Annotated in this window: 19 protein-coding genes; 9 read left to right on the top strand and 10 right to left on the bottom strand. The window is 44.9% G+C overall.

Going from position 1 to position 21,438, the window contains the following annotated elements; translation table 11 throughout:
• Positions 1–3 precede the first annotated feature (3 nt).
• Genes EA408_06260 through EA408_06275 form a run of 4 tightly spaced genes read left to right on the top strand, consistent with a single transcriptional unit; the run spans position 4 to position 4,592 of the window.
• Positions 4–1,212 (top strand): glycosyltransferase, encoded by a 1,209-nt coding sequence (locus tag EA408_06260; protein ID TVR72540.1) that lies wholly within the window; start codon positions 4–6, stop codon positions 1,210–1,212.
• Positions 1,209–2,378, top strand: coding sequence for a glycosyltransferase (locus tag EA408_06265; GenBank protein TVR72541.1), 1,170 nt, complete (start codon positions 1,209–1,211; stop codon positions 2,376–2,378). The genes EA408_06260 and EA408_06265 overlap by 4 nt, the downstream gene beginning before the upstream one ends.
• Entirely contained in the window at positions 2,347–3,612 is a 1,266-nt protein-coding gene (locus EA408_06270) for a bifunctional 3,4-dihydroxy-2-butanone-4-phosphate synthase/GTP cyclohydrolase II (GenBank protein ID TVR72542.1), read from the top strand. The genes EA408_06265 and EA408_06270 overlap by 32 nt, the downstream gene beginning before the upstream one ends.
• 17 nt (positions 3,613–3,629) lie before the next feature.
• The gene (locus tag EA408_06275) at positions 3,630–4,592 is read left to right on the top strand and encodes a methionyl-tRNA formyltransferase (GenBank protein TVR72543.1); all 963 of its coding nucleotides are present in this window, start codon (positions 3,630–3,632) and stop codon (positions 4,590–4,592) included.
• Between the two features lie 4 nt (positions 4,593–4,596).
• Here EA408_06275 and EA408_06280 read toward each other — a convergent pair whose 3' ends face one another.
• Positions 4,597–5,571: a LysM peptidoglycan-binding domain-containing protein gene (locus tag EA408_06280; protein TVR72544.1), complete on the bottom strand. Its 975-nt coding sequence runs from the start codon at positions 5,569–5,571 to the stop codon at positions 4,597–4,599.
• Between the two features lie 97 nt (positions 5,572–5,668).
• Between EA408_06280 and EA408_06285 the strand changes: the two genes are divergently transcribed.
• Positions 5,669–6,166 (top strand): cytidine deaminase, encoded by a 498-nt coding sequence (locus EA408_06285; protein ID TVR72545.1) that lies wholly within the window; start codon positions 5,669–5,671, stop codon positions 6,164–6,166.
• Positions 6,167–6,274: 108 nt separating this feature from the next.
• On the opposite strand, the gene EA408_06290 is transcribed toward EA408_06285, so the two are convergent.
• From EA408_06290 to panB, 3 genes are all read right to left on the bottom strand, one after another.
• Positions 6,275–7,870, bottom strand: a complete 1,596-nt coding sequence (locus tag EA408_06290) for a PAS domain-containing protein (GenBank protein ID TVR72546.1) — start codon at positions 7,868–7,870, stop codon at positions 6,275–6,277.
• Between the two features lie 79 nt (positions 7,871–7,949).
• Positions 7,950–8,684 carry an RNA pseudouridine synthase gene (locus tag EA408_06295; protein ID TVR72547.1) on the bottom strand — a complete coding sequence of 245 codons (735 nt, stop codon included), beginning with the start codon at positions 8,682–8,684 and terminating at the stop codon, positions 7,950–7,952.
• Positions 8,665–9,486, bottom strand: coding sequence for a 3-methyl-2-oxobutanoate hydroxymethyltransferase (gene panB, locus EA408_06300; GenBank protein TVR72548.1), 822 nt, complete (start codon positions 9,484–9,486; stop codon positions 8,665–8,667). Before panB ends, EA408_06295 begins: the two co-directional genes overlap by 20 nt.
• 279 nt (positions 9,487–9,765) lie before the next feature.
• Here panB and dnaK point away from each other — a divergent pair, with 279 nt between their 5' ends.
• The 3 genes from dnaK (at position 9,766) to EA408_06315 (ending at position 12,884) form a co-directional block, all read left to right on the top strand.
• Positions 9,766–11,682, top strand: a complete 1,917-nt coding sequence (gene dnaK / locus EA408_06305; GenBank protein ID TVR72549.1) for a molecular chaperone DnaK — start codon at positions 9,766–9,768, stop codon at positions 11,680–11,682.
• Between the two features lie 165 nt (positions 11,683–11,847).
• Positions 11,848–12,660 carry a hypothetical protein gene (locus tag EA408_06310; protein ID TVR72550.1) on the top strand — a complete coding sequence of 271 codons (813 nt, stop codon included), beginning with the start codon at positions 11,848–11,850 and terminating at the stop codon, positions 12,658–12,660.
• 47 nt (positions 12,661–12,707) lie between these two features.
• Entirely contained in the window at positions 12,708–12,884 is a 177-nt protein-coding gene (locus EA408_06315) for a MarR family transcriptional regulator (GenBank protein ID TVR72633.1), read from the top strand.
• Here EA408_06315 and EA408_06320 read toward each other — a convergent pair.
• Positions 12,866–14,131 carry a DEAD/DEAH box helicase gene (locus tag EA408_06320; GenBank protein ID TVR72551.1) on the bottom strand — a complete coding sequence of 422 codons (1,266 nt, stop codon included), beginning with the start codon at positions 14,129–14,131 and terminating at the stop codon, positions 12,866–12,868. The genes EA408_06315 and EA408_06320 overlap by 19 nt on opposite strands.
• Positions 14,132–14,294: 163 nt before the next feature.
• Positions 14,295–15,809 (bottom strand): replicative DNA helicase, encoded by a 1,515-nt coding sequence (gene dnaB, locus EA408_06325; GenBank protein ID TVR72634.1) that lies wholly within the window; start codon positions 15,807–15,809, stop codon positions 14,295–14,297.
• A gap of 128 nt (positions 15,810–15,937) precedes the next feature.
• Between dnaB and ispE the strand changes: the two genes are divergently transcribed.
• Complete coding sequence (gene ispE / locus EA408_06330; GenBank protein ID TVR72552.1) at positions 15,938–16,765, top strand: 4-(cytidine 5'-diphospho)-2-C-methyl-D-erythritol kinase; 828 nt, start codon at positions 15,938–15,940, stop codon at positions 16,763–16,765.
• A 6-nt stretch (positions 16,766–16,771) separates the two neighbouring features.
• Here ispE and EA408_06335 read toward each other — a convergent pair whose 3' ends face one another.
• The 4 genes from EA408_06335 to EA408_06350 all read right to left on the bottom strand — a co-directional run bounded on the left by EA408_06335 (position 16,772) and on the right by EA408_06350 (position 21,292).
• Complete coding sequence (locus EA408_06335; protein TVR72553.1) at positions 16,772–17,149, bottom strand: acetyl-CoA carboxylase biotin carboxyl carrier protein subunit; 378 nt, start codon at positions 17,147–17,149, stop codon at positions 16,772–16,774.
• A 110-nt stretch (positions 17,150–17,259) separates the two neighbouring features.
• Positions 17,260–18,804: an acyl-CoA carboxylase subunit beta gene (locus EA408_06340; protein TVR72554.1), complete on the bottom strand. Its 1,545-nt coding sequence runs from the start codon at positions 18,802–18,804 to the stop codon at positions 17,260–17,262.
• Between the two features lie 266 nt (positions 18,805–19,070).
• Positions 19,071–20,165, bottom strand: a complete 1,095-nt coding sequence (locus EA408_06345; GenBank protein ID TVR72555.1) for a YjgP/YjgQ family permease — start codon at positions 20,163–20,165, stop codon at positions 19,071–19,073.
• Positions 20,162–21,292 (bottom strand): tRNA guanosine(34) transglycosylase Tgt, encoded by a 1,131-nt coding sequence (locus EA408_06350; protein TVR72556.1) that lies wholly within the window; start codon positions 21,290–21,292, stop codon positions 20,162–20,164. The genes EA408_06345 and EA408_06350 overlap by 4 nt, the downstream gene beginning before the upstream one ends.
• Between the last annotated feature and the right edge of the window lie 146 nt (positions 21,293–21,438).

Here is a 21,438-nt window from a genome sequence, read left to right on the forward strand (position 1 = left end):
CATATGAACATTCTGCTGTTATGTAACAAACTACCATGGCCTCCCAATGACGGAGGCTCTCTTGCAACTTACAACATGGCCAAAGGCCTGGCCGGGGCAGGGAACAGGGTAGATGTTCTCGCTATGAGAACAAGCCGGCACTCGTCACACACCGATGTTTCAGATATAACAATTCCTGGCGTTGACAGGGTGTATTCCGTTTTTGTCGATAACAGAATCAAGTGGAACAATTTGCTCATCAACCTTTTTAATTCTTCACTTCCGTATAATGCTTCCATGTATATAAATGAGGAGTTCAGGGAAAGACTTGTATCTCTGCTCAGGGAACGCAATTACGATGTGGTGCAGCTTGAGGGGCTCTATCTTGCACCATATTTACGTGATATCAGGGAGTTTCCCGGGCTGATCATGTCTTACAGGGCCCATAATATTGAGCATAGGATATGGGAAAGATTTGGACGGCAGTCTGGCGGAATTATCAGGAGATTTTATGTCGGCTGCCAGGCTGAAAGAATTAGGAACTATGAACAGGATATTATTGATAAATATGATCTCCTGGTTGCAATATCATCTGATGACCTGGAAATCTTTGATAGTATGGGTAACAGCAGGCCCTCTGTCGTTGCTCCGTTCGGAGTTGATAATGATGCAATTCAGTGTGTTGAATATGGGGGAGCAGATGAGCTTTGCCTGCAGTTTATAGGGGCACTTGACTGGATGCCAAATGTCGAGGCCCTGGAATGGTTCATTGATAATGTCTGGGAAAGTCTCAGGTTTAGAAGACCCGGATTAAAATTCTATGTTGCAGGCAGGAATGCCGGCAAAAGCCTTGTGAAAAAACTGACAGCCTGTGGAATAGATTTTCTGGGGGAAGTTGAAAATGCTTCAGGGTTTATTTCACAACCGGGAATTCTTGTTGTACCTTTGTTTAGCGGAAGCGGTATCAGGGTTCGGATTATAGAGGCTATGTGGGCAGGCAAAGCGGTAGTGGCCTCACCTGCTGCGATTTCAGGTATACCTGCAGACGATGGCAAACACCTGATTGTTGCAGAAGACGGAAAGGCTTTCACTGAATCCGTTGAGAGACTGCTTGACGGAGTTGGCAAGGCACGGGTGATAGGTAACCATGCAAGGGAGTTCGCTCTGAAATACTATAATAACGGCGATATTGCAAGGAAGGTAGCGGACTTCTACAAAAAGCACATTGGATGATAGCTCTGTTTATATTTCTGATTTCAGTTACTGCACTTGTGCACTCCTATATATTGTATCCTGCAATTATTGCATTGTTAGCTTCACGCAGAAAGGCAAACTACAAGCTGTATGATGATCCCGTAGAAATACCCCCCGTTTCCGTGCTGATGGCTGTTCACAATGAACAGGATGTTATAGAGGAGAAGATAAGAAGTATTGCAGATTGCCACCTGCAGGGGGGACAACTTGAGATTATGGTGGGCTCGGATGCATCAACTGACCGTACCAATGAGATACTTGAAAAGCTTACATCAGAGTTTGATTTCCTGAAAAAAATTGCATTTTCCTCACGTCGCGGTAAATCGGCAATAATCAATGACCTGGTGAGGAAAGCAGAACATGACATTATTATTATTACCGATGCCAATGTGTTTTTCGACCGAAATACCATTTTCAGGCTCCTGCGCCATTTCCGCAACCCGGAAATCGGCCTGGTGGACTCTCATATGCTTCACAGGGGGCTGAAGAAGTGTGGGATATCTATTCAGGAGAACTCCTATATTGCAAGGGAGGTTAAGATAAAATACCATGAGAGCCTGGCCTGGGGTACGATGATGGGGCCTTTCGGCGGATGTTATGCGCTCAGGAAGCATCTCTACAGGGATGTGCCCGGGTCTTTTCTGGTTGACGACTTCTTTATCTGCATGAATGTGATCTCCTCAGGCAGTAAAGCAATTCTCGAACCGGAAGCTCTTGTTTACGAGGATGTATCCAACCGGCTGGGTGAGGAGTTCAGGCGAAAAGTCAGGATTGCCGCCGGCAACTTTCAGAATCTGGTTTATTTTTTCCCTCTTCTGGGCTCGGGTATCAGGGGTTTGTCATTTAGTTTTTTATCTCATAAGGTCCTGCGGTGGCTGGGTCCACTTTTTCTGGCAGCAATTTTTAGCACAAGTTTTTTTCTTTCATCTGTACATCAGGTCTTTTGGTATATTTTCCTGTTGCAGATATTATTATTGACAATACCAATAATTGATTACTTATTGGGGAAAATCAAAACGCATATTGTAATTTTGCGGTTTATTACCCACTTTATTAGCATGAATCTGGCTCTTTTGCTCGGGTTCCTGAAATTTCTGAAAGGAGTAAAAACAAATGTCTGGCAACCAACAAGGAGAAATCAATAGAAGGCTTGATACGATTGAAGAAGCAATTGAAGATATCAGAAAGGGAAGAGTAATTATTGTTGTGGATGACGAAGACAGGGAAAACGAAGGCGATTTTGTGGCAGCCGCTGAACTTACCACCCCTGAAATCGTTAATTTCATGGCAACGCACGGCAAGGGACTGATTTGCGCCGCATTGCCGGAGAATAGGTGTGAAAAACTCGAGCTTGAACTGATGGTTGGAAGGAACACCTCACTTCACGAAACTGCCTTTACTGTATCGGTCGACCTTGTCGGCAGAGGTTGTACCACCGGGATCTCGGCATCCGACCGGGCAAAGACCATAAATGCCCTTATTGATCCGGCGACCAGGCCTGAAGATCTTGCACGACCCGGACATGTTTTTCCCCTTAAGGCCAAGAATAAAGGAGTTTTAAGACGTTCAGGACATACAGAGGCAGCAGTTGACCTTTCCGTACTCGCGGGTCTGGAACCCGGAGGTGTCCTGGTGGAGATAATGAATCCAGATGGCACCATGGCACGTTTGCCGGAGCTGTTGAAAATAGCGGAAGAATTTGACCTGAAGATCATATCAATTGAGAAGCTGATAGCCTACAGGCTTAAGCATGAGAGTATTGTGGAGAGAGGGGTGGAGGTGAAGCTGCCATCCAGGCACGGAGATTTCCATCTTATACCCTTCAGGCAGAAGTCAGACGGCACTGAGCATGCTGCCATAATAAAGGGAAAGTGGAGAAAGGAAGATCCTGTTCTTGTAAGGGTTCACTCCTCATGCGTTACCGGTGATATATTCGGTTCTCTAAGGTGTGATTGCGGTAACCAGCTGCAGGAATCCCTCGAAATGATAGAAAAAGAAGGCAGGGGTGTAGTTGTATATCTCAACCAGGAGGGAAGGGGTATCGGACTGTTCAATAAAATAGCAGCCTACAAATTGCAGGAAGAAGGACAGGACACGATCCAGGCAAATATTAGCCTGGGATTTAATGATGACGAAAGGGATTTTGGCGTCGGGGCCAATATTCTTCATGACATGGGAATCGGGAAGATACGGCTTATTGCAAACAATCCGTTTAAGAGAAAAGGTCTGGAAGGTTACGGTCTGGAAATAGTAGAAACTATACATCTGAAGACAAGGACAAACAAGCATAATTACGACTATCTTGTCGCGAAAAGGGACAAGATGGGCCACCTTCTTGACCTTGTCAGGCCAGAAGAGGCCAAGGGCAATATTGACTGATAAAAGTTCTCATCCCTATGACCAATCAAAAGCCCGAAATAATTTTCCTGGGTACAGCAGGCTTTGCTGTACCCTCACTGGAGGCCCTGATTAATTTTGGATATCCTGTAAAGGCTGTTGTTACAGCACCGGACAGGCCGGCCGGAAGGGGATTGAAGATTAAAGAATCTGAAATAAAGAAAACGGCACTTTCTTTGAAATTGCCCGTTTTCCAGCCATCAAACCTTAATGACAGAGAGTTTGCTGAGAAACTTAGAGCTATCGGAGCGGATATATTTATTGTGGTCGCGTTCCGGAAGCTGCCTGAAATCATCTGGAAAATCCCCCCAATGGGCACTGTTAACCTTCATGCGTCTCTTCTTCCATATTACCGTGGAGCGGCCCCTGTAAATCATGCGATCATTAATGGTGAGAAAGTTACAGGGGTAACTACATTTTTGATAGATAAGGATATCGATACAGGTAAGATTCTGTTGCAGGAGAAAACTGAGATCAGCGACAATGAGAATGCCGGTCAGCTTCATGACAGGTTAATGAAGATTGGAGCCGGACTGGTAATCAAAACTGTAGATGCCTTGATGGCAGGTACCGCAGATCCGGTTACACAGGAGAGGAACGCCCCTGGTAATGGATTCCCGGCTGCTCCTAAAATCTCGAGGGAATACTGCCGGATTGACTGGAATATGCCTGCTGGCAGAATATATAACTTTGTAAGGGGCCTGAGTCCATGGCCGGCGGCATGGACCACTCTTGTAACAGGAGGGAATCGAACAGGGGTTAAAATATTTGAGGTAGAAAAAGGTGAAGGCAGGATCAACCTTTCACCCGGTTCTGTGGTACAAGATGATGCGGAACTGATAATAGGGACCGGTGATGGCTTCGTCTCGGTGAAATCCCTGCAGCTAGAGGGCAGGAGAAGGATGGCTGCCGGTCAGTTCCTGCAGGGTTTCCGAATAACAGATGATGCAGTTTGTATATGATTATCTATGGGTTGAACTGCATGCCGGGTCTTCCTTCACCGGCCGGCTTTTCTCTCCTCAGGTAAATAGTATCGCCCTGAGACGGTTCATCTCCCTCCTGCATGTGATTTCTCATCAGGAGCCGGTCCAGCCTGACCCCATATTTTTGTGATATTTTCCACATGGTCTCACCCGCCCCGGCAACATGTTTGTCATTTCCTCTTTCTGCCCTTCTGCGCTTTGGCTGAAGATATAAAATATCACCCGGCTGTATGCGGTGGTCACGTGAAATATCGTTGTATCGTGAAAGCTCCCATCTCATCAGGTCCATTTCCCTGCTTATGCTTTCATAGGTGTCACCCTCTTCTGCAATAATATAACGGATCCTGTTGCGCACTTCAATCCTGGATGCTGCAGTTGATTCATGAGTTTCCACACGCTGTGCCGCTTCCGGTTGCCTTCTTTCCCGTGTACGGCCGGTTCCCCTGTCAAGAAGGTACAGCTGGTTATCTTCAATAATCCTTATCAACAAGATGTCATACTGGGGGTTTGTGGCGTAGCCTGCCTGTCTTAGTCCTCTTGCCCATGCCTTATAATCATGAGGGTCGAGTTCGAACAGCCCCGCATATCTCGATCGTCCTGTAAGAAAATCACTGTGGTCGCGGAAAGATTCTTCGGCATTCCTGTAGCGTCTGAAGCATTCATTGCGCTCATCGTCGTCATGGTAGATTCTTCTCCCGGTCCAGTCATGGCACTTAATCCCGAAATGGTTGTTGGCACGTCTGGCAAGGGTGCTTCTTCCATCGCCCGATTCAAGAATTGCCTGGGCCATCTTAATACTGGCGGGTATACCTGTTCTTCTCATCTCCCTTATAGCAATGTCACTGTAGGTCTCAATATATTCAGCCCTGGAGTTTGGTGTTGCAGTTGGTAGGTGCCTCGGAGTGCCGCATGCGGTGATCAGGATTAATAAAAGAACCGGATGCCGGAAACTCTTCATAGATATTTGATTATAATTGATTTAAAATTATTAATTTTCCGGTTATAAGCCCAAATATAATATGTTTTTAACAGCTTAACAGGTAATAATATTGTATATGTGTGAATATACCATAAATATAACAGTATCGGAATATGAATCTGCAGATGAACTTGCAGAAAAATTCAGGGAGCTTGTAATACGGGCACGGCAGATCGCACAATCTGCCTATATCCCATATTCCGGCTTCGGGGTTGGCGCTGCCCTTCTCCTGGAAGACGGTGCGATTATAACCGGGAACAACCAGGAGAACGCTGCATATCCATCAGGGAACTGCGCAGAGAGGATAGCACTCTATTATGCGAATTCCCAGTTTCCGGAGAAATCCGTAATTGCGCTGGCAATATCAGGGATTGATAAAAACGGAGAAAGGGTCGAACTTCCCATTTATCCCTGCGGAGCATGCCGTCAGGTAATGCTTGAGACAGAAACACGATTCGGAAACAAAATCAAACTCTTTTTTGACGGGAAGAGCAGGATACAATCGGTTGGGAGTGCCCGGGAGATTTTGCCATTAAGCTTTGACAAAAACGCCCTCTTTCCGGTCAGTCATTAATCTGACAGCTATCAGCAGATTCTCAACAGGCTTTCTGGCCAGTCATTTTTATTGTACAGGTAAAACCAGGCTCCTGGTGAGACTGAATTCTGATTTTACAGGTAAAGGTTAGAATTCTGAAAGGATTTTTCTGAATGCACTGTTGGGTATCGTACCTTTATCATCCTCACTGTACTCTTTTTTGAGCCGGTTCAGAAAATACATGTCAACCTGGCCTTTGTTGCGAACATCTATCCTGCCCCTGTAGCTGCAATCAAAATAATTATGGATATAGCTGTATGTCGAGCCCGAAATATTTATCTGGTTTGGTTCACCGCTTGTTTCAATCCTGCTTGCAGTATTAACGGCGTCTCCCCAGATATCATAGGCCATTTTGTTATTACCTATAACTCCTGCTATTACCTCACCTGTGTGAATGCCCAGCCTTATTCTCCATTCAGGCTTGTTCTCCTTTTTCTGGTGTTTATTGGTCTCTTTTACAAATTTCAGCATCTCAAGTGATGCCAGAGCGGTGTCAATGGGATTACTGCGGTTCCTGAGGGGCAATCCTCCTGCACACATATAGGAATCACCTATGGTTTTTATCTTTTCGATATAATGATCTTTTGATATTGCATCAAATTTCTCAAAGTACATGCTCAGCTCTTTTATAAGATCGTGAATTGAGAGCTGGTCGGATATGCTTGAGAAGCCCACAAAGTCGGTAAACACTATAGATACCATCCTGTAATGCTTAGGTTTGGTATAGCCTTTTACTTTTAACTGTTCCGCAATTTCGTAGGGGAAAATATTGATCAGAAGGTTGTCTGCAAGTTTCTTTTGCTCTTCTGCCAGTTTTTTTTGCAGGGTAATCTCTTTTTGCTGTTCCTCAAGCTTTTTGTTTATCTGTTCAAGGTTGACGGTAAGGTCTACCATATCCTGATTCAGCTCAAGCAGTCTCTCCTGTGCAGTCTTCAATTTTGTCACATCTGTTTCAACCGCTATAAAGCTGGTTATTTCTCCATTGCCTTCAATTACAGGTGTTAGCGATGTCTGGATCCATTTTATTTCACCTGATCCTGTCTTGTGCCTGTTCTCATAGACCTGCCATTTACGGTCTTTTTTGCATTTTTTAAATGCTTCTGAGAACTCAGCTGAAATTTTGGGCAGGTTTTTGCCGTGCCTGTTTCCAAACTCAGCAAGGCTGCATTCATATAACTTTTCGAAGGCCTTGTTAGCCCACTCAAGGTCGCCATTTGTATTTGTGATAAGCACCGAATTCTCAGATTTGTCAGCTACAAGCGATAGTTTTCGGAGTTCGGCGGACTGGTTAATGTTTTCACGGTAAAGATTGTTTCTCTTTATCAGAAACTTGATTCTTAATATCAATTCGACCCGTTGAACGGGTTTTTTTATGAAGTCATCTGTACCGGCAATGATAGCTGACTGCACTTCCTTGGAGACAAACATGGTAGTCATAAGTACGGGCGTACTTATAAGGAGAGGGTTATCCCTGATCATGTTGAGAAACGTGATGCCCTTGTCTTTAACATCTTCAAAATCCAGAATTATCAGATCAGGAATCTCTGAAATATCCGGAACCTCATTATCTTTTCCGGATAATCTGCAATACACAGAAAATTCCTGTGTAAATGGTTCAATGGCTTTTCTTAAAAGGGACATTGATCTGTCGTCGTCACCCGCTATCAGAATCCTGTATCTCATGTTATCAGCTGTGACAATATTAATGAGTTAAATGCTGAACTGGTAATATGGCAGTTAAAAATAGTAATTTATTGCCTGATCATTGGTTTCCGGCTCTTAATTTTTTAAGATAAATATCCCATAGTATGTGACCGGAGGGATCTGCCCTGATTATTGTTTCCTGGCCGCTCACCGGGTGTTTAAACGAGATATCCCTCGAATGAAGGGCTATCCCCCCGTTTTCAAGTGACCTGGGATATCCGTACTTGAGATCGCCCACAATTGGGCTTCCGATAGCAGACAACTGGCAGCGTATCTGGTGATGTCTGCCGGTAAGAAGATCAACTTCAAGCAGGTAGTAATTTCTGAATTTATAAATTACACTGTAGTTCAGCTTTGCTTCTTTTGCTCCTTTGGTAGTTCTGCCGGTAATAAATGATTTGTTCTTTTCCCGGTCTTTTTTCAGAAAGTGTACCAGTGAGCCTTTGTTTTCAGGTGGTTTGACTCCGGTAATTGCCCAATAAGTCTTTTTGACGTTTCCGGTTTTGAATAGATTATTCATCCTTGCAAGAGCCTTCCCTGTTTTTGCGAATAAAACAGCCCCGCTTACCGGTCTGTCAAGCCTGTGGATGACACCGAGAAACACGTTTCCCGGTTTGTTATATTTCTCCCTGACCCATATTTTCAGAGCTTCCTGAAGCGTCTGATCTCCCGTACTGTCGCCCTGTACGAGATCCGAGCATTTTTTGTTTACTGCAATCAGGTGATTGTCTTCATATATTACAAGAGGTTTCTGGCTAATGCCTGGCTGTATATCAGTATTGTTCTCGCTCATTGGGGAAGCTCCTGTTTTTTACGTCTTCGGTGTAGCTCTGAACGGCTCCTTTAATTTCTTCATAAAGATTGTGATATCTTCTGAGGAACCTTGGTGAGAATTCCTGGATAATTCCAAGCATATCGTGGAGCACAAGAACCTGTCCGTCAACATCAGCCCCGGCGCCTATGCCTATTACCGGGATCTTCAGTTCCGATGACACTTTAGCTGCCAGTATTGCCGGTATTTTTTCCAGTACTATGGCAAAGCAGCCGGCCTCTTCCAGCAACCTTGCATCCTCAACAAGCTTCCCGGCTTCCTCTTCTTCAGTGGCCCTGACTACGTATGTCCCGAATTTGTGGATTGACTGAGGCATCAGACCGAGATGTCCCATTACCGGTATCCCGGCCGAAAGGATCCGTCTGACAGATTCTATGATCTCATGTCCTCCTTCCATTTTAACAGCGTGACCTCCGGTCTCTTTCATTATCCGGATTGCCGATGACATTGCTTCCCTGGAATTTCCCTGGTAAGTCCCGAACGGCATATCAACCACAACAAGGGCCCTGTTTATGGCCCGTACAACAGATGTGGCATGGTATATCATATGTTCCAGTGTAATAGGAAGGGTTGATTCGTTACCTGCCATTACATTAGAAGCTGAATCCCCTACAAGGACAATATCGATCCCTGTTGCATCGATTATTCTGGCCATTGAGTAATCATAGGCGGTTATCATAGCTATCTTCTCTCCGTGCAGCTTCATCTCCTGCAGGACATGTGTGGTAACCTTCCTTGGCTTTGAGCTTTTGTATACCGACATCCTTTTTCAGCAATTGATTTGAAAACAAATATACATGACAATTTTAAAATGACACACAGGCAGATGCAATTTTGCACGAGTTGAAAATTCCATAATAAACATTGTATTAAGTGAAAAACCGGTAACCTGATGTGTCACTCTGCCTTTTTGTCACCCTGCCGGTGCTATTTATGATAAAATAACGGTGCCATTATTGCATAATGTTGCCATGACTCCCAATTGGCACAATGATTGATTAATACTTTAACCAAAAATAATTCTATAAACTGAAATTATATTATGGGTAAAATAATTGGAATAGATCTGGGTACAACAAACAGTTGCGTATCTGTTATGGAGGGTAACGAACCTGTTGTTATTCCCAACAGCGAGGGGAAAAGAACAACTCCCTCAATTGTTGCTTTTGTTGATAACGGTGAAAGAAAAGTTGGCGATCCGGCAAAGCGGCAGGCAATAACCAATCCTGAAAGGACAATTTCGTCCATCAAGCGTTTTATGGGCGAAACCTATGATAAACTTTCGCCTGAGATCGGTAGGGTTTCATTTAAGGTTGAAAAGGGTGATAACAACACTCCGCGTATTATTATAGGTGACCGTAAATATTCACCGCAGGAGATTTCAGCCATGGTGCTTCAAAAGATGAAGAAAACCGCTGAAGACTATCTGGGACAGGAAGTGACGGAGGCAGTGATTACCGTACCAGCCTATTTTAGTGACTCTCAACGACAGGCTACAAAGGAGGCAGGAGAAATCGCCGGTCTTAAAGTTAAAAGGATTATCAATGAACCGACTGCTGCTGCACTGGCTTACGGTCTTGACAAAAAATCCCAGGACCTGAAAATAGCTGTATATGACCTTGGCGGGGGTACTTTTGATATTTCTATCCTTGAACTGGGCGATGGCGTGTTTGAAGTCAAATCTACAAATGGTGACACACATCTGGGTGGAGATGACTTTGACCAGGTTATTATTGACTGGCTGGCCGAGGAGTTTAAGAAAGATGAGGGGATTGATCTTAAGAGGGACCCCATGGCCCTCCAGAGGCTTAAGGAAGCAGCTGAGAAAGCCAAGATTGAGCTTTCCAGCTCAACAAGTACAGAGATCAACCTGCCTTATATAATGCCGGTCGACGGTATTCCCAAACACATTGTAAAGACATTGACCAGGTCGCATTTCGAGAAACTCAGTGATAAGCTTATTCAGGCCACCATAGAGCCATGCAAGAAGGCGCTTAAAGACAGCGGATTAGCAGCCAATGAGATCAATGAAGTTATCCTTGTTGGAGGATCCACACGTATGCCTGCCATACAGAAAGTGGTTGAACAGTTTTTCGGGAAGACACCCTCCAAGGGGGTTAATCCTGATGAAGTAGTTGCAATAGGTGCTGCAATCCAGGGAGGTGTTTTAACTGGTGAAGTAAAGGACGTTCTTCTGCTCGATGTTACCCCCCTGTCTCTTGGAATTGAAACCATGGGCGGTGTAATGACCAGGCTTATTGAGTCGAATACCACAATACCGACCAAGAAAACTGAGACATTTACAACGGCGGCCGACAATCAGCCTTCAGTTGAGATCCACGTTCTGCAGGGTGAAAGGCCGGTGGCCACCGGTAACAAAACTATCGGAAGGTTCCACCTTGATGGGATACCTCCTGCACCCAGGGGCGTACCGCAGGTTGAGGTTACGTTTGACATTGATGCAAACGGGATACTTAATGTTTCTGCAAGGGACAAGGGAACCAACAAACAGCAGAGTATAAGGATCGAGGCATCATCAGGACTGAATGAAGAGGAGATTAAGAGGATGCGCGAGGAAGCAAAAGCTCATGAAGAAGAAGATAAAAAGACCCGGGAAAAGGCTGACAAAATGAATGCCGCTGACAGCCTTATTTTCCAGACAGAAAAACAGCTCAAGGAGTTTGGTGATAAATTGCCCGCCGACAAAAAGGGTCCCATAGAGGATGCCCTTGGAAAACTTAAGGAGGCACACAAAAACCAGGATCTGGAAGCAATAGATAAGGCAACGGCCGAGCTCAATACCGTATGGCAGGCAGCATCTGAAGAGATGTACAAAACCAGCCAGGCCCAGTCCGGACAGCAATCCCCTCAGGAGGGTGCCGCTGAAGATGATACCTCCAATCAGGGCCCTAAAGATGATGGCGATGTGACCGACGTTGATTTTGAGGAGGTTAAGTAGTTTTTTCATTAATATAAAAGGTGCTGTCTTTTCTAAGGCAGCATTTTTTTTGCGGTAGATATACTTTCAGACCCGCATCCGCACGTTATTTTTGTCAGAGATTGATAACGTATCGGGTAATATTAACACTCCGGCGGACATAAATGCCGGAATAACCAGATTTATATGGATAACAAAACCAGGATATTATTTTCAGCTTTTTTGTTCTTCATCCTGTTTGCCGGTCCGGCAGGTGCCAGTCAAACAGATACAGTAAACTATACAGACAGTGACGGATACAGGCAGGGATACTGGGAGCAGAGGTACAGCAATAATAATTTGCGTTACACAGGTTGGTTCGTGGATGACAGGCCTTCTGGTGAATTTACCAGGTACTTTCCCACAGGGAATGTAATGGCGGTAATGAATTTTTGTGAAGACGGTGTACGTGCTGAAGCAGAGCTGTATTATGATAATGGAAATCTTGCTGCCAGGGGATTGTATGTCAATGAAAAAAAAGACAGTGTCTGGAAGTATTTCTCATATTACGAAAAGCACCTTGCATCGGTTGAAACCTACAATCATGGGGTAAAAGAAGGATTATCAGCTGTATATCTTCCCAACGGAAACATTTCAGAATCCTTTAAATTCAGTAATGATAAGAGGAACGGGCCATGGATACAGTATTACAGCAACGGGAATGTTAAGTCACGCTCTGAATTTGCTGACGATATGAGGCACGGTGATTTTGTGCTTTATTCGCCTGGTGGCAGGAAAGAGATAGCCGGCAGCTATAAAAGGAACAGGATGCATGGTGAGTGGATATTTTATAATGAAAGGGGAGAGGTAATTTCCTCTGTTATCTATGTAAATGGGGTTGCCGAGAATGAAGGCGAAATGATAGAAGCATTACAGGAGGAGTTCAAACAGATAGAGGAGATGCGGGGCAAAATTCCCGAGCCTGACGAATCGGATCTGTTTAATCCCGGCAGGCGTTGATGTGTTAAATGCTTATTTTTAGGGGACATATTAAATCATACGGTGTTATGGATAACAGTGATCTTATAATTAAAATTCTCAGGGAAAACGGAGCGATGCGTCCGGGTGAAATTGCCGGCAAGGCTGGCCTGGATAAAAAGGATGTTGATAATTCAATAAAGAAACTAAAGGCAGAGGAGAAGATCTTCTCTCCGAAAAGGTGTTTCTATGATGTAAGGGGCTGAGAGCCTGGTTTCTTATTTTTGTTGTACTTCTTTTTGCCCTGGTTTTTACCTTTTTTGGTTTTCCGGTCAGATGAATGATATGATGAAGCTTTGAATGAGTATTCAGGACCTTTTCCTATATGCGGGGGAAGAGGTATTTTATGTATATCCGTTCCGATCAGCCTTTCTATATTCCTGAAGCTCCTAACCTCTTTCCCGTTAATGAATGTCAGGGCCACACCTGTCTGTTCCGCCCTTGCGGTACGCCCTACACGGTGAACATAATCCTCAGCGTCTGCCGGTACATCGTAGTTAATGATAAGATCTATACTGTCAATATCAATACCGCGGGAAACAATATCGGTTGCAACAAGTATCTGGAATTTCCTGTTTTTAAAGTCATTGAGGACTGAAATGCGTTCGTGTTGTTCAAGATCTGAATGAATGGACCCGCAGGTGAGACCGTCTTTCTTTAGTTGCTTGTAAAGGGATTTTACATTTTTTTTGGTCGCTGAAAATATGAGTATGCTTTTCAATTCAGGTTTGTCATGAAGCAGGTCCATAATGAGTGCCTGCTTTTGTTCGTCATGAACCAGGTAGGCTCCCTGCAGAACACCTTCGGCAGGTTTTGCAAGAGATATGTTTACCTCCAAAGGATCGGTAAGAATCTTTTTTGCCAGTTGTCTTATCTTCGGAGGCATTGTGGCAGAGAACATAAGTGTCTGCCTTTTCTGGGGAAGAGCACCTATGATCTTGACGATGTCTTCATAGAATCCCATGTCGAGCATCCTGTCAGCCTCGTCCAGCACGAGGGTCCTGAGGCTTTCGGCCCTGAGATACTCAAGGTTTATTAAAGAAATCAGCCGGCCTGGGGTGGCAATGATCATATTCACTCCCTCTGCAACGGCTGATTTTTGCCGCTCCCATGAGTCCCCGTCACCTCCTCCGTAAACTGCCACTGAGCTAACCGGCACAAAATATGAAAAACCCTGGAGCTGCTGATCGATCTGTATTGCCAGTTCCCTTGTCGGAACAATAACAAGTAGCTTAATGCCATCGAAATCATTATTTTCAACTAATTTTTGCAGTACAGGAAGAAGGAAAGCGGCGGTTTTCCCGGTCCCTGTCTGTGCGCAGGCTATAAGGTCCCTCCCCTGAAGTATTACAGGAATTGTTTGTGTCTGAACCGGTGTTGGCTTAATAAAGCCCATTGAATCAATGCTCTCCTCTATCAATGAGTGAAATCCGAAATCTTTAAAGCTGTGCATGCTATAATAGTTTATCCTGGTCTTTGGCTTTTCCAGACCTGCAAAGATACAAACATATTTTGTTGGATTCTCCTTATGCCGGCTTATCCGAGGCTACCTGCACAGGGGCTTCTGGTGAGACTATCTTGATCATGTATATGTTGCAAGGCTGGCCATAAAGATTTCAGAAAGGAGGCTGGTCATTGTCGATGTCAATGTCCCTGTTTGAGCTGAACCCCTTTGAGAACTCGCTGTTTTCATTCATTTTTGATCCCAGTGTGACCGATGCATCATCCTCTGCTATAGGTTGCAGATCATCTTCAAGCTCTGTAAAGCTTGCTGATTCTGCATTGAACTTCAGTTTTACATCACCAATCGGTCCGTTCCTGTGTTTGGCAATTAGGATCTCGGCGATCCCTATGTTGGAATTTCCTTCGTCGTCTTCAAGAAAACCATAATATTCAGGTCTGTGGATAAACAAAACCATGTCGGCATCCTGCTCGATTGCTCCCGATTCCCTGAGGTCTGAAAGCTGAGGGCGCTTGGTGCCCCCCCTTGTTTCAACCGCCCTGTTTAACTGTGAGAGAGCAATAACAGGAACATCCAGTTCTTTGGAAATCGCCTTAAGAGACCGCGAGATGGTTGATACCTCCTGTTCCCGGTTACCCCTGGTTTCGACTGTTCCTGTCATAAGCTGGAGGTAGTCAATGATTATGAGCTCTATGTTGTGCTGTCTCTTCAGTCTCCTGCATTTTGCCCGCAGTTCATAGATTGATATGGCGGGGGTGTCGTCGATAAAGACAGGTGCATCAACAAGATTTTTAATCTTGATCTCAAGCTGTTCCCATTCATAGTCGTGCAGTTTGCCGTTCCTTATACGGTCTGAGGGTAGTTTGGTCTCACTTACTATAAGCCTGTTTACGAGCTGTATGGATGCCATCTCAAGAGAAAAAACAGCCACCGGTCTCTTATGCTCAACAGCTATATTCCTTGTCATTGAGAGGACAAAGGCTGTCTTACCCATGGAAGGTCTGGCAGCTATTATCACCAGATCTGATTTCTGCCATCCTGATGTTATACGGTCGATCTTTGTGAAGCCGCTCGGTATTCCGCTCAGATGATCCTCTCTCTTGCCCGATTCTTCGATCTGGTTTATCGCCTCTTTTATGAGAACGTTTATCCTGACAGTCTCTTTTTTTATGTTCCCCTCTGCTATATTGAAGAGCTCGGTCTCTGAATAGTCCAGCAGATCATCAACATCGGAGCCCTCGTCATATGATCGGTTCTGAATCTCAGATGATATCCTGATAAGTTCGCGCTGGATGAACTTCTGTGCTATAATGCGGGCATGGTATTCAATATGTGCTGCCGATGATACCCGGCTGGTTAGCTGGGTAATGTAAAATGCACCTCCGACAGCTTCAAGTTGTTTTTGCTTTTTCAACTCCTCTGTCACTGTCAGTATGTCTATCGGTTTTTCCTCCAGTGACAAACTCATTATAGCTGTGTAAATCTTCTGGTGCGCCTCTTTGTAAAAGCTTTCCGGCTTAAGAAGGTCAAGCACTGCAATTAGGGCATCCTTCTCAAGCATTATTGCCCCGAGAACGGTTTCTTCCAACTCAATAGCCTGGGGAGGGATCTTGCCGTAATCCTGGGCTGGCTGTATCCTTGCAAAGCTGCTTTTAACTGGTTTTTCCATTATATTTGTTTTCTGTTCCGGCAGCTTCAAAATTAATTAATAACCCGGGCCTTCCGAAAAAGAACCCGGTTTCTTTTTAAACAACCGGGTGTTGAAAAATATGTGTAAATTGTTTAAAAAAGCAGGTAATGATAGTTTTTTCCAACGCCAAGATAAATATAGGGTTGCATATCACCGCAAAAAGGGATGACGGTTATCATAACATTGAAACATTGTTTTACCCTGTAAGACTTGCTGATATAATTGAGATACTGCCTGTTAAAGGCAAAGGAGACCATCTGCTTGTAAATACCGGCGACACTGTCGACGCTGACCCTTCCCGGAACTTATGTATAAAAGCTCTTGATGCTCTGGATGGTTTGATTGAAACCCGCAGGCTGAAGATACATCTTCACAAGCTGGTACCGCAGGGTGCCGGATTGGGCGGCGGATCATCCAATGCTGCCTTTGTCCTTATGGCTGCAAACAGGATTCTTGAGGGAGGCCTGGATAGGTCCGTTATGGCATCCGTCGCAGGGAGTATAGGCAGTGACTGCCCGTTTTTTATCCATAACCGGCCCCTGTTCGCTCATGGTCGCGGTGACCAGTTTGAACCCTCCGGGATATCTCTTGCAGGATACATTATAGTTATCGTTTTCCCGGGTATTCGCGTAAATACTGCCTGGGCATATGCCATGGTTAAACCTGAAAAAAATAAGTGCCAGCTTAGAGAGGTCCTGTCGGATGGCCCTGAAACATGGAGAGGAAGGGTTATCAATGATTTTGAGCTGCCGGTATTCAGGGCGCATCCTGAAATCGGGAAAGTCAAAAGAGTTCTTGAAGATTCCGGGGCCCTTTATGCTTCATTGACCGGGAGCGGGGGGGCTGTATACGGGATATTTTCTGAAAAAAGCAATACCCGCAAAATCATCGGAAAATTTGCGGGTATGTTTGTTTGGAGCGGGGCTCTTGATTAAGCCTGTTCAGGTGTCATTTCCGGAGGCTGTGGCAGAAGTTCCCGTCCCGTATCCCAGCTCAACCAAAATCTTTCCTTTAGGGACTCTTGCTCCCTCATCCATGTTTATAGCCTCAACAATACCTTCAATGGGGCTTTTGATCAGATTTTGCATTTTCATGGCCTCGAGGATAAAAAGGGTTTCCCCTTTTTTAACACACTGTCCCTTTTTGACCAGTATCTTCACTACTGTACCCGGGATAAAAGAATATATCTTGTTTTTCTCGGGTTTTGCCCATGCAGATCTGGCTTCATATTTTCGGTGCAGTGTCGTCCGGTATTTGGTGCCGTCAATCACCAGTGACCTGCACCTTATTTTTTTATCTTCACAATCATTTTTATTCATCTAGTTCAGGTTATGGTTCCGGTCAGGGCCGGATACCTGTTTAAACACTATGCCTGACAGACCTGGTTATATCCTGATTGTTTTTAGCCTGCCGGTTTTCCTGACCGTTGTCAGAACGGGGGTATTCCATGCTTCTTACTTGGCAGGAAAACGGACTTGTTGCCTGAAACCTCGATTGCATGGAGGAGCAGCTGCCTGGTCTCTTCGGGTTCAATTACCGAATCTACGTATCCTCTCGCTGCTGCTACATAAGGGTTAGCAAACTTTTCCTTGTACTCTTTGACTTTTTGTTTTCGGGTCTTGTCAGGATCTTTGGATTCCATTATCTCCTTCCTGAAAATAATGTTTGCTGCCCCTTCTGGCCCCATAACAGCAATCTCGGCAGTTGGCCATGCAAATACGAAGTCCGCTCTCAGATGCCTTGAACTCATTGCTATGTAACCACCGCCATAGGCTTTTCTCAGGATTACGGTCATTTTTGCGACAGTTGCTTCGCTGTATGCATAAAGCACCTTGGCTCCATGCCGGATGACTCCCATGTGTTCCTGGTCTATGCCGGGAAGGTAACCGGGCAGGTCGACGAGTGTTATGATGGGGATATTGAAGGCATTGCAGAATCGTATAAATCTTGCTGCCTTGTCGGAGGAATCCACATCCAGAACTCCTGCAAGTACTAGTGGCTGGTTGGCCACAAACCCAATTGTGTCGCCGTTCATCCTGCCAAAACCTATCACCATATTGGAGGCCCACATCTCCTGGATTTCGAAAAAGTCGCTATCATCAACGATAGCCCTTATAACGTCCCTTACATCATAAGGCTGCTTGGGATCGCCCGGGACAATATCAGAGATCCTGTATTCCGGTTTAGGCTCCTTTGGTTCAAACCTGGCTGCCTTTTTTGTGTTGTTCCAGGGTATGAAAGAAATAAGTTTTTTTATCTGGTCGAAACATTCTGCCTCACTTTTTGCAAAAAAGTGAGCATTTCCGGTAATTTCACTGTGCACCCTTGCTCCTCCGAGATCCTCCATTGATATCTCCTCACCAAGTACCGTTTTAATAACCTCAGGTCCTGTAATGAACATCTTGGATATCTTGTCAACAACGAATACAAAATCAGTAAGGGCAGGGGAGTAAACTGCTCCACCGGCACATGGTCCCAGTATTACAGATATCTGGGGGATGACCCCGGATGACAGTGTGTTCCTGAAAAATATTTCGCCATAGCCTGCCAGGGAATTTACACCTTCCTGAATTCTGGCACCACCCGAGTCATTTATACCTATAAGGGGGACCTTCATCTTCAGCGCATGATCCATTATTTTGGTTATCTTCCGGGCATGCATCATGCCAAGCGACCCTCCTGCTACCGTGAAATCCTGGGCAAAAAGGCACACCGGGGCACCGTAAATAGTGCCGGTTCCGATGATAACCCCATCACCGTGAAGAATCTTCTTATCCATGTCGAAATCCCTGGCTTCATGCTCGACAAAAAGATCGTATTCATGAAATGAATCAGGATCGCACAGAGAAATTATGCGTTCGCGGGCAGTCATCTTTCCCATGGCTGTCTGCTTTTCAATTGCCTTGTCTCCACCGCCTTTCAGCACTTCTTCCCGCTTCTTGTGCAATTCAAGGATCTTTCTTTTTAATCCCATATACAGTTAGTTTTGTTGATAAAGTATAACATCCGGTTGCGGAAATTACAACGGGCCTGCTCAAAAATTCGAATACAACATTACAAAATCATAATTTATAAAAAAAATTTTCATGTACGAATATTTGCAAATTAGTAACTGTCCTTTAACACAAAATCGTTTACATTAAAAGGTTAAGAAGGCATCACATGTGGTGTTCACTTACTGAGTATGCACAAAATATTTTTTATGGTTGCTCATCTGTTTATGTTTTGTGCCGGGTTGAATCATTTTGGGGCAAGCCTGTATATTATGTAAGCGATAACTGCATAAACTACATTTGGTATCCATACTGCCACAAAGGGGCTGAGCGGTCCGATTACCGAGAACATAGTGCTGAACCTCATGAACAGGATATATGAAAAGCTCAGGAGCAATCCCAGGCCAATGTGCAGCCCTATCCCTTCTCTCATTTTCCTTGAAGACAATGACATTCCAATAAGGGTCAGAATAAATGTTGAGAACGGGAAAGATATACGGCTGTGCCTCTCGACAAGGTAAAAATCAATATTGTCGGCCCCCTGCATTCGCTGATGCTCAATAAATTCATCAAGTTCTCTGAGGTTCATTGTCTCGACAATTTTTTCGCTCCTGCCGAATTCCGAAGGGTGGACATTAAGGATTGTGTCTTTTCTGATACCCCGCTCAATTTTTTGTTCCTCTTCTTCAAAGTTTCTGATCATGTATTGCCTGAGTGTCCATTTATGTGTTGTGGTATCGTAACTGGCGTAATCAGACGTTGTTTTGGAGACAAGCCTGTTGCCGTCAAATTTCTCAATGGAAAAATGGTAGGCGATATTTGACGTCCTGCTGAAGTTTGAGAAATAAATATAAACCCCCGGCTCAATCTGTTTGTGCACATCCCTCAGGTTAGTCGTGGTCGGCCGCCTGCGATAGTACCTCTCTTCAAATTCCAGTCTTTTTTCATTTGACCGGGGCAGCACCATGTCGCTCATCACAAATGCAAACAGGGCGATTATGAATGCCGAGACAAAGTAGGGCCTGAGGAGGCGCCTGAAACTTACCCCGCTGCTCAGTATAGCAATGATCTCGGTATTATAGGCCATTTTGGAGGTAAAGTAAATTACCGAGATAAAGGTGAACAGGGGGCTGAAGAGTATAGCGAAGTAGGGGATGAAGTTGAGATAGTAGTCGAATACGACAGCTCTCCAGGGTGCTTCACGTTCCATGAAATTATCCAGTTTCTCGGCCAGATCGAAGATTACTGCTATGCTGACAATCAGCAGTATAGAGTAAAAGAAAGTTCCCAGAAACTTCCCTATTATATAACGGTCGAGTATTTTTAACCTGTATTTGTTCATAGCTTTCCTGATAGGACAGGTATGACCGAGTTTTTCCAGTCCCTGTAAGTACCTGCTTCAATTTCTGCCCTGGCCCGCCTCATGAGCCACATGTAAAACTCCAGGTTGTGTATACTGGCAATGACCGGGCCGAGCATCTCGCCCGAAACGATTAAATGACGTAAATAGGCCCTGGAATATTGTGTTCCTGTTTCACTTGTGCCTCCGGCATCAATTGGCCTAAAGTCATCTTTCCATTTCCGGTTTTTAATATTTATGATACCTTCAGAAGTGAAGATTGTGCCATTACGGCCGTTTCGGGTGGGCATGACACAATCAAACATATCAATGCCCAGCGCGACGCATTCCAGGATATTAGCCGGGGTGCCTACTCCCATCAGGTACCGTGGCTTATCCCGGGGCAGCACCCTGTTTACTTCCTCAACCATCTCATACATAACATCGGCAGGTTCGCCGACCGATAATCCTCCGATGGCATTGCCGGCAGCGTTCATACTGCTTATGTATTCAGCGGATTCTTTTCGCAGGTCGCTGTAAACGCTTCCCTGTACAATCGGAAAAAAATATTGTTCACAACCATACAGGGCACTGGTACCGGCAAATCTTTTCCAGCCCCTGTCAAGCCAGCTGTGGGTAAGCTCGGCTGACCTGGCTGCATAATCATAATCACACGGCCAGGGGGTACATTCATCAAATGCCATAATAATATCTGCTCCTATGGTTCTCTGAATATCGACAACATTTTCAGGGGTGAATGTATGCTCCGAACCGTCAATGTGTGATCTGAAAACTGCTCCTTCTTTGGAAAGTCTGCGATTATCAGCAAGTGAGAAAACCTGGTATCCGCCGCTGTCAGTAAGCATTGGCTTTTCCCAACCGGTAAACCTGTGAATGCCGCCGGCACTTCCTATGGTTTCAAGTCCGGGTCGCAGGTACAGATGATAGGTGTTCGCAAGTATGATCTCTGCCTTGATCCTGTGTTCAAGCTCATACCTGGAAACACCTTTCACACTGCCTGCAGTCCCCACAGGCATAAATACCGGCGTCTGAATCTTTCCCCGGCCTGTTGTCAAAATACCTGTCCTTGCTTCGGAATTCCTGTCAGTTGACCTGAGCTTAAAAAACATTATTAACCAAGAGTTTGTCGTTAATAGAAGCCGCCATATGTTCATCCCTGCCGGTTCTGCCCTGGTATTGGGGAAGGGTGTTCCCGGAAATGCCTGGCAAAGATAAACAAATCAGACAATATTTGATGTGGCGGACTGCTTCCCAG

This window comes from Marinilabiliales bacterium (genome assembly GCA_007695015.1).
GTDB lineage: Bacteria > Bacteroidota > Bacteroidia > Bacteroidales > PUMT01 > PXAP01.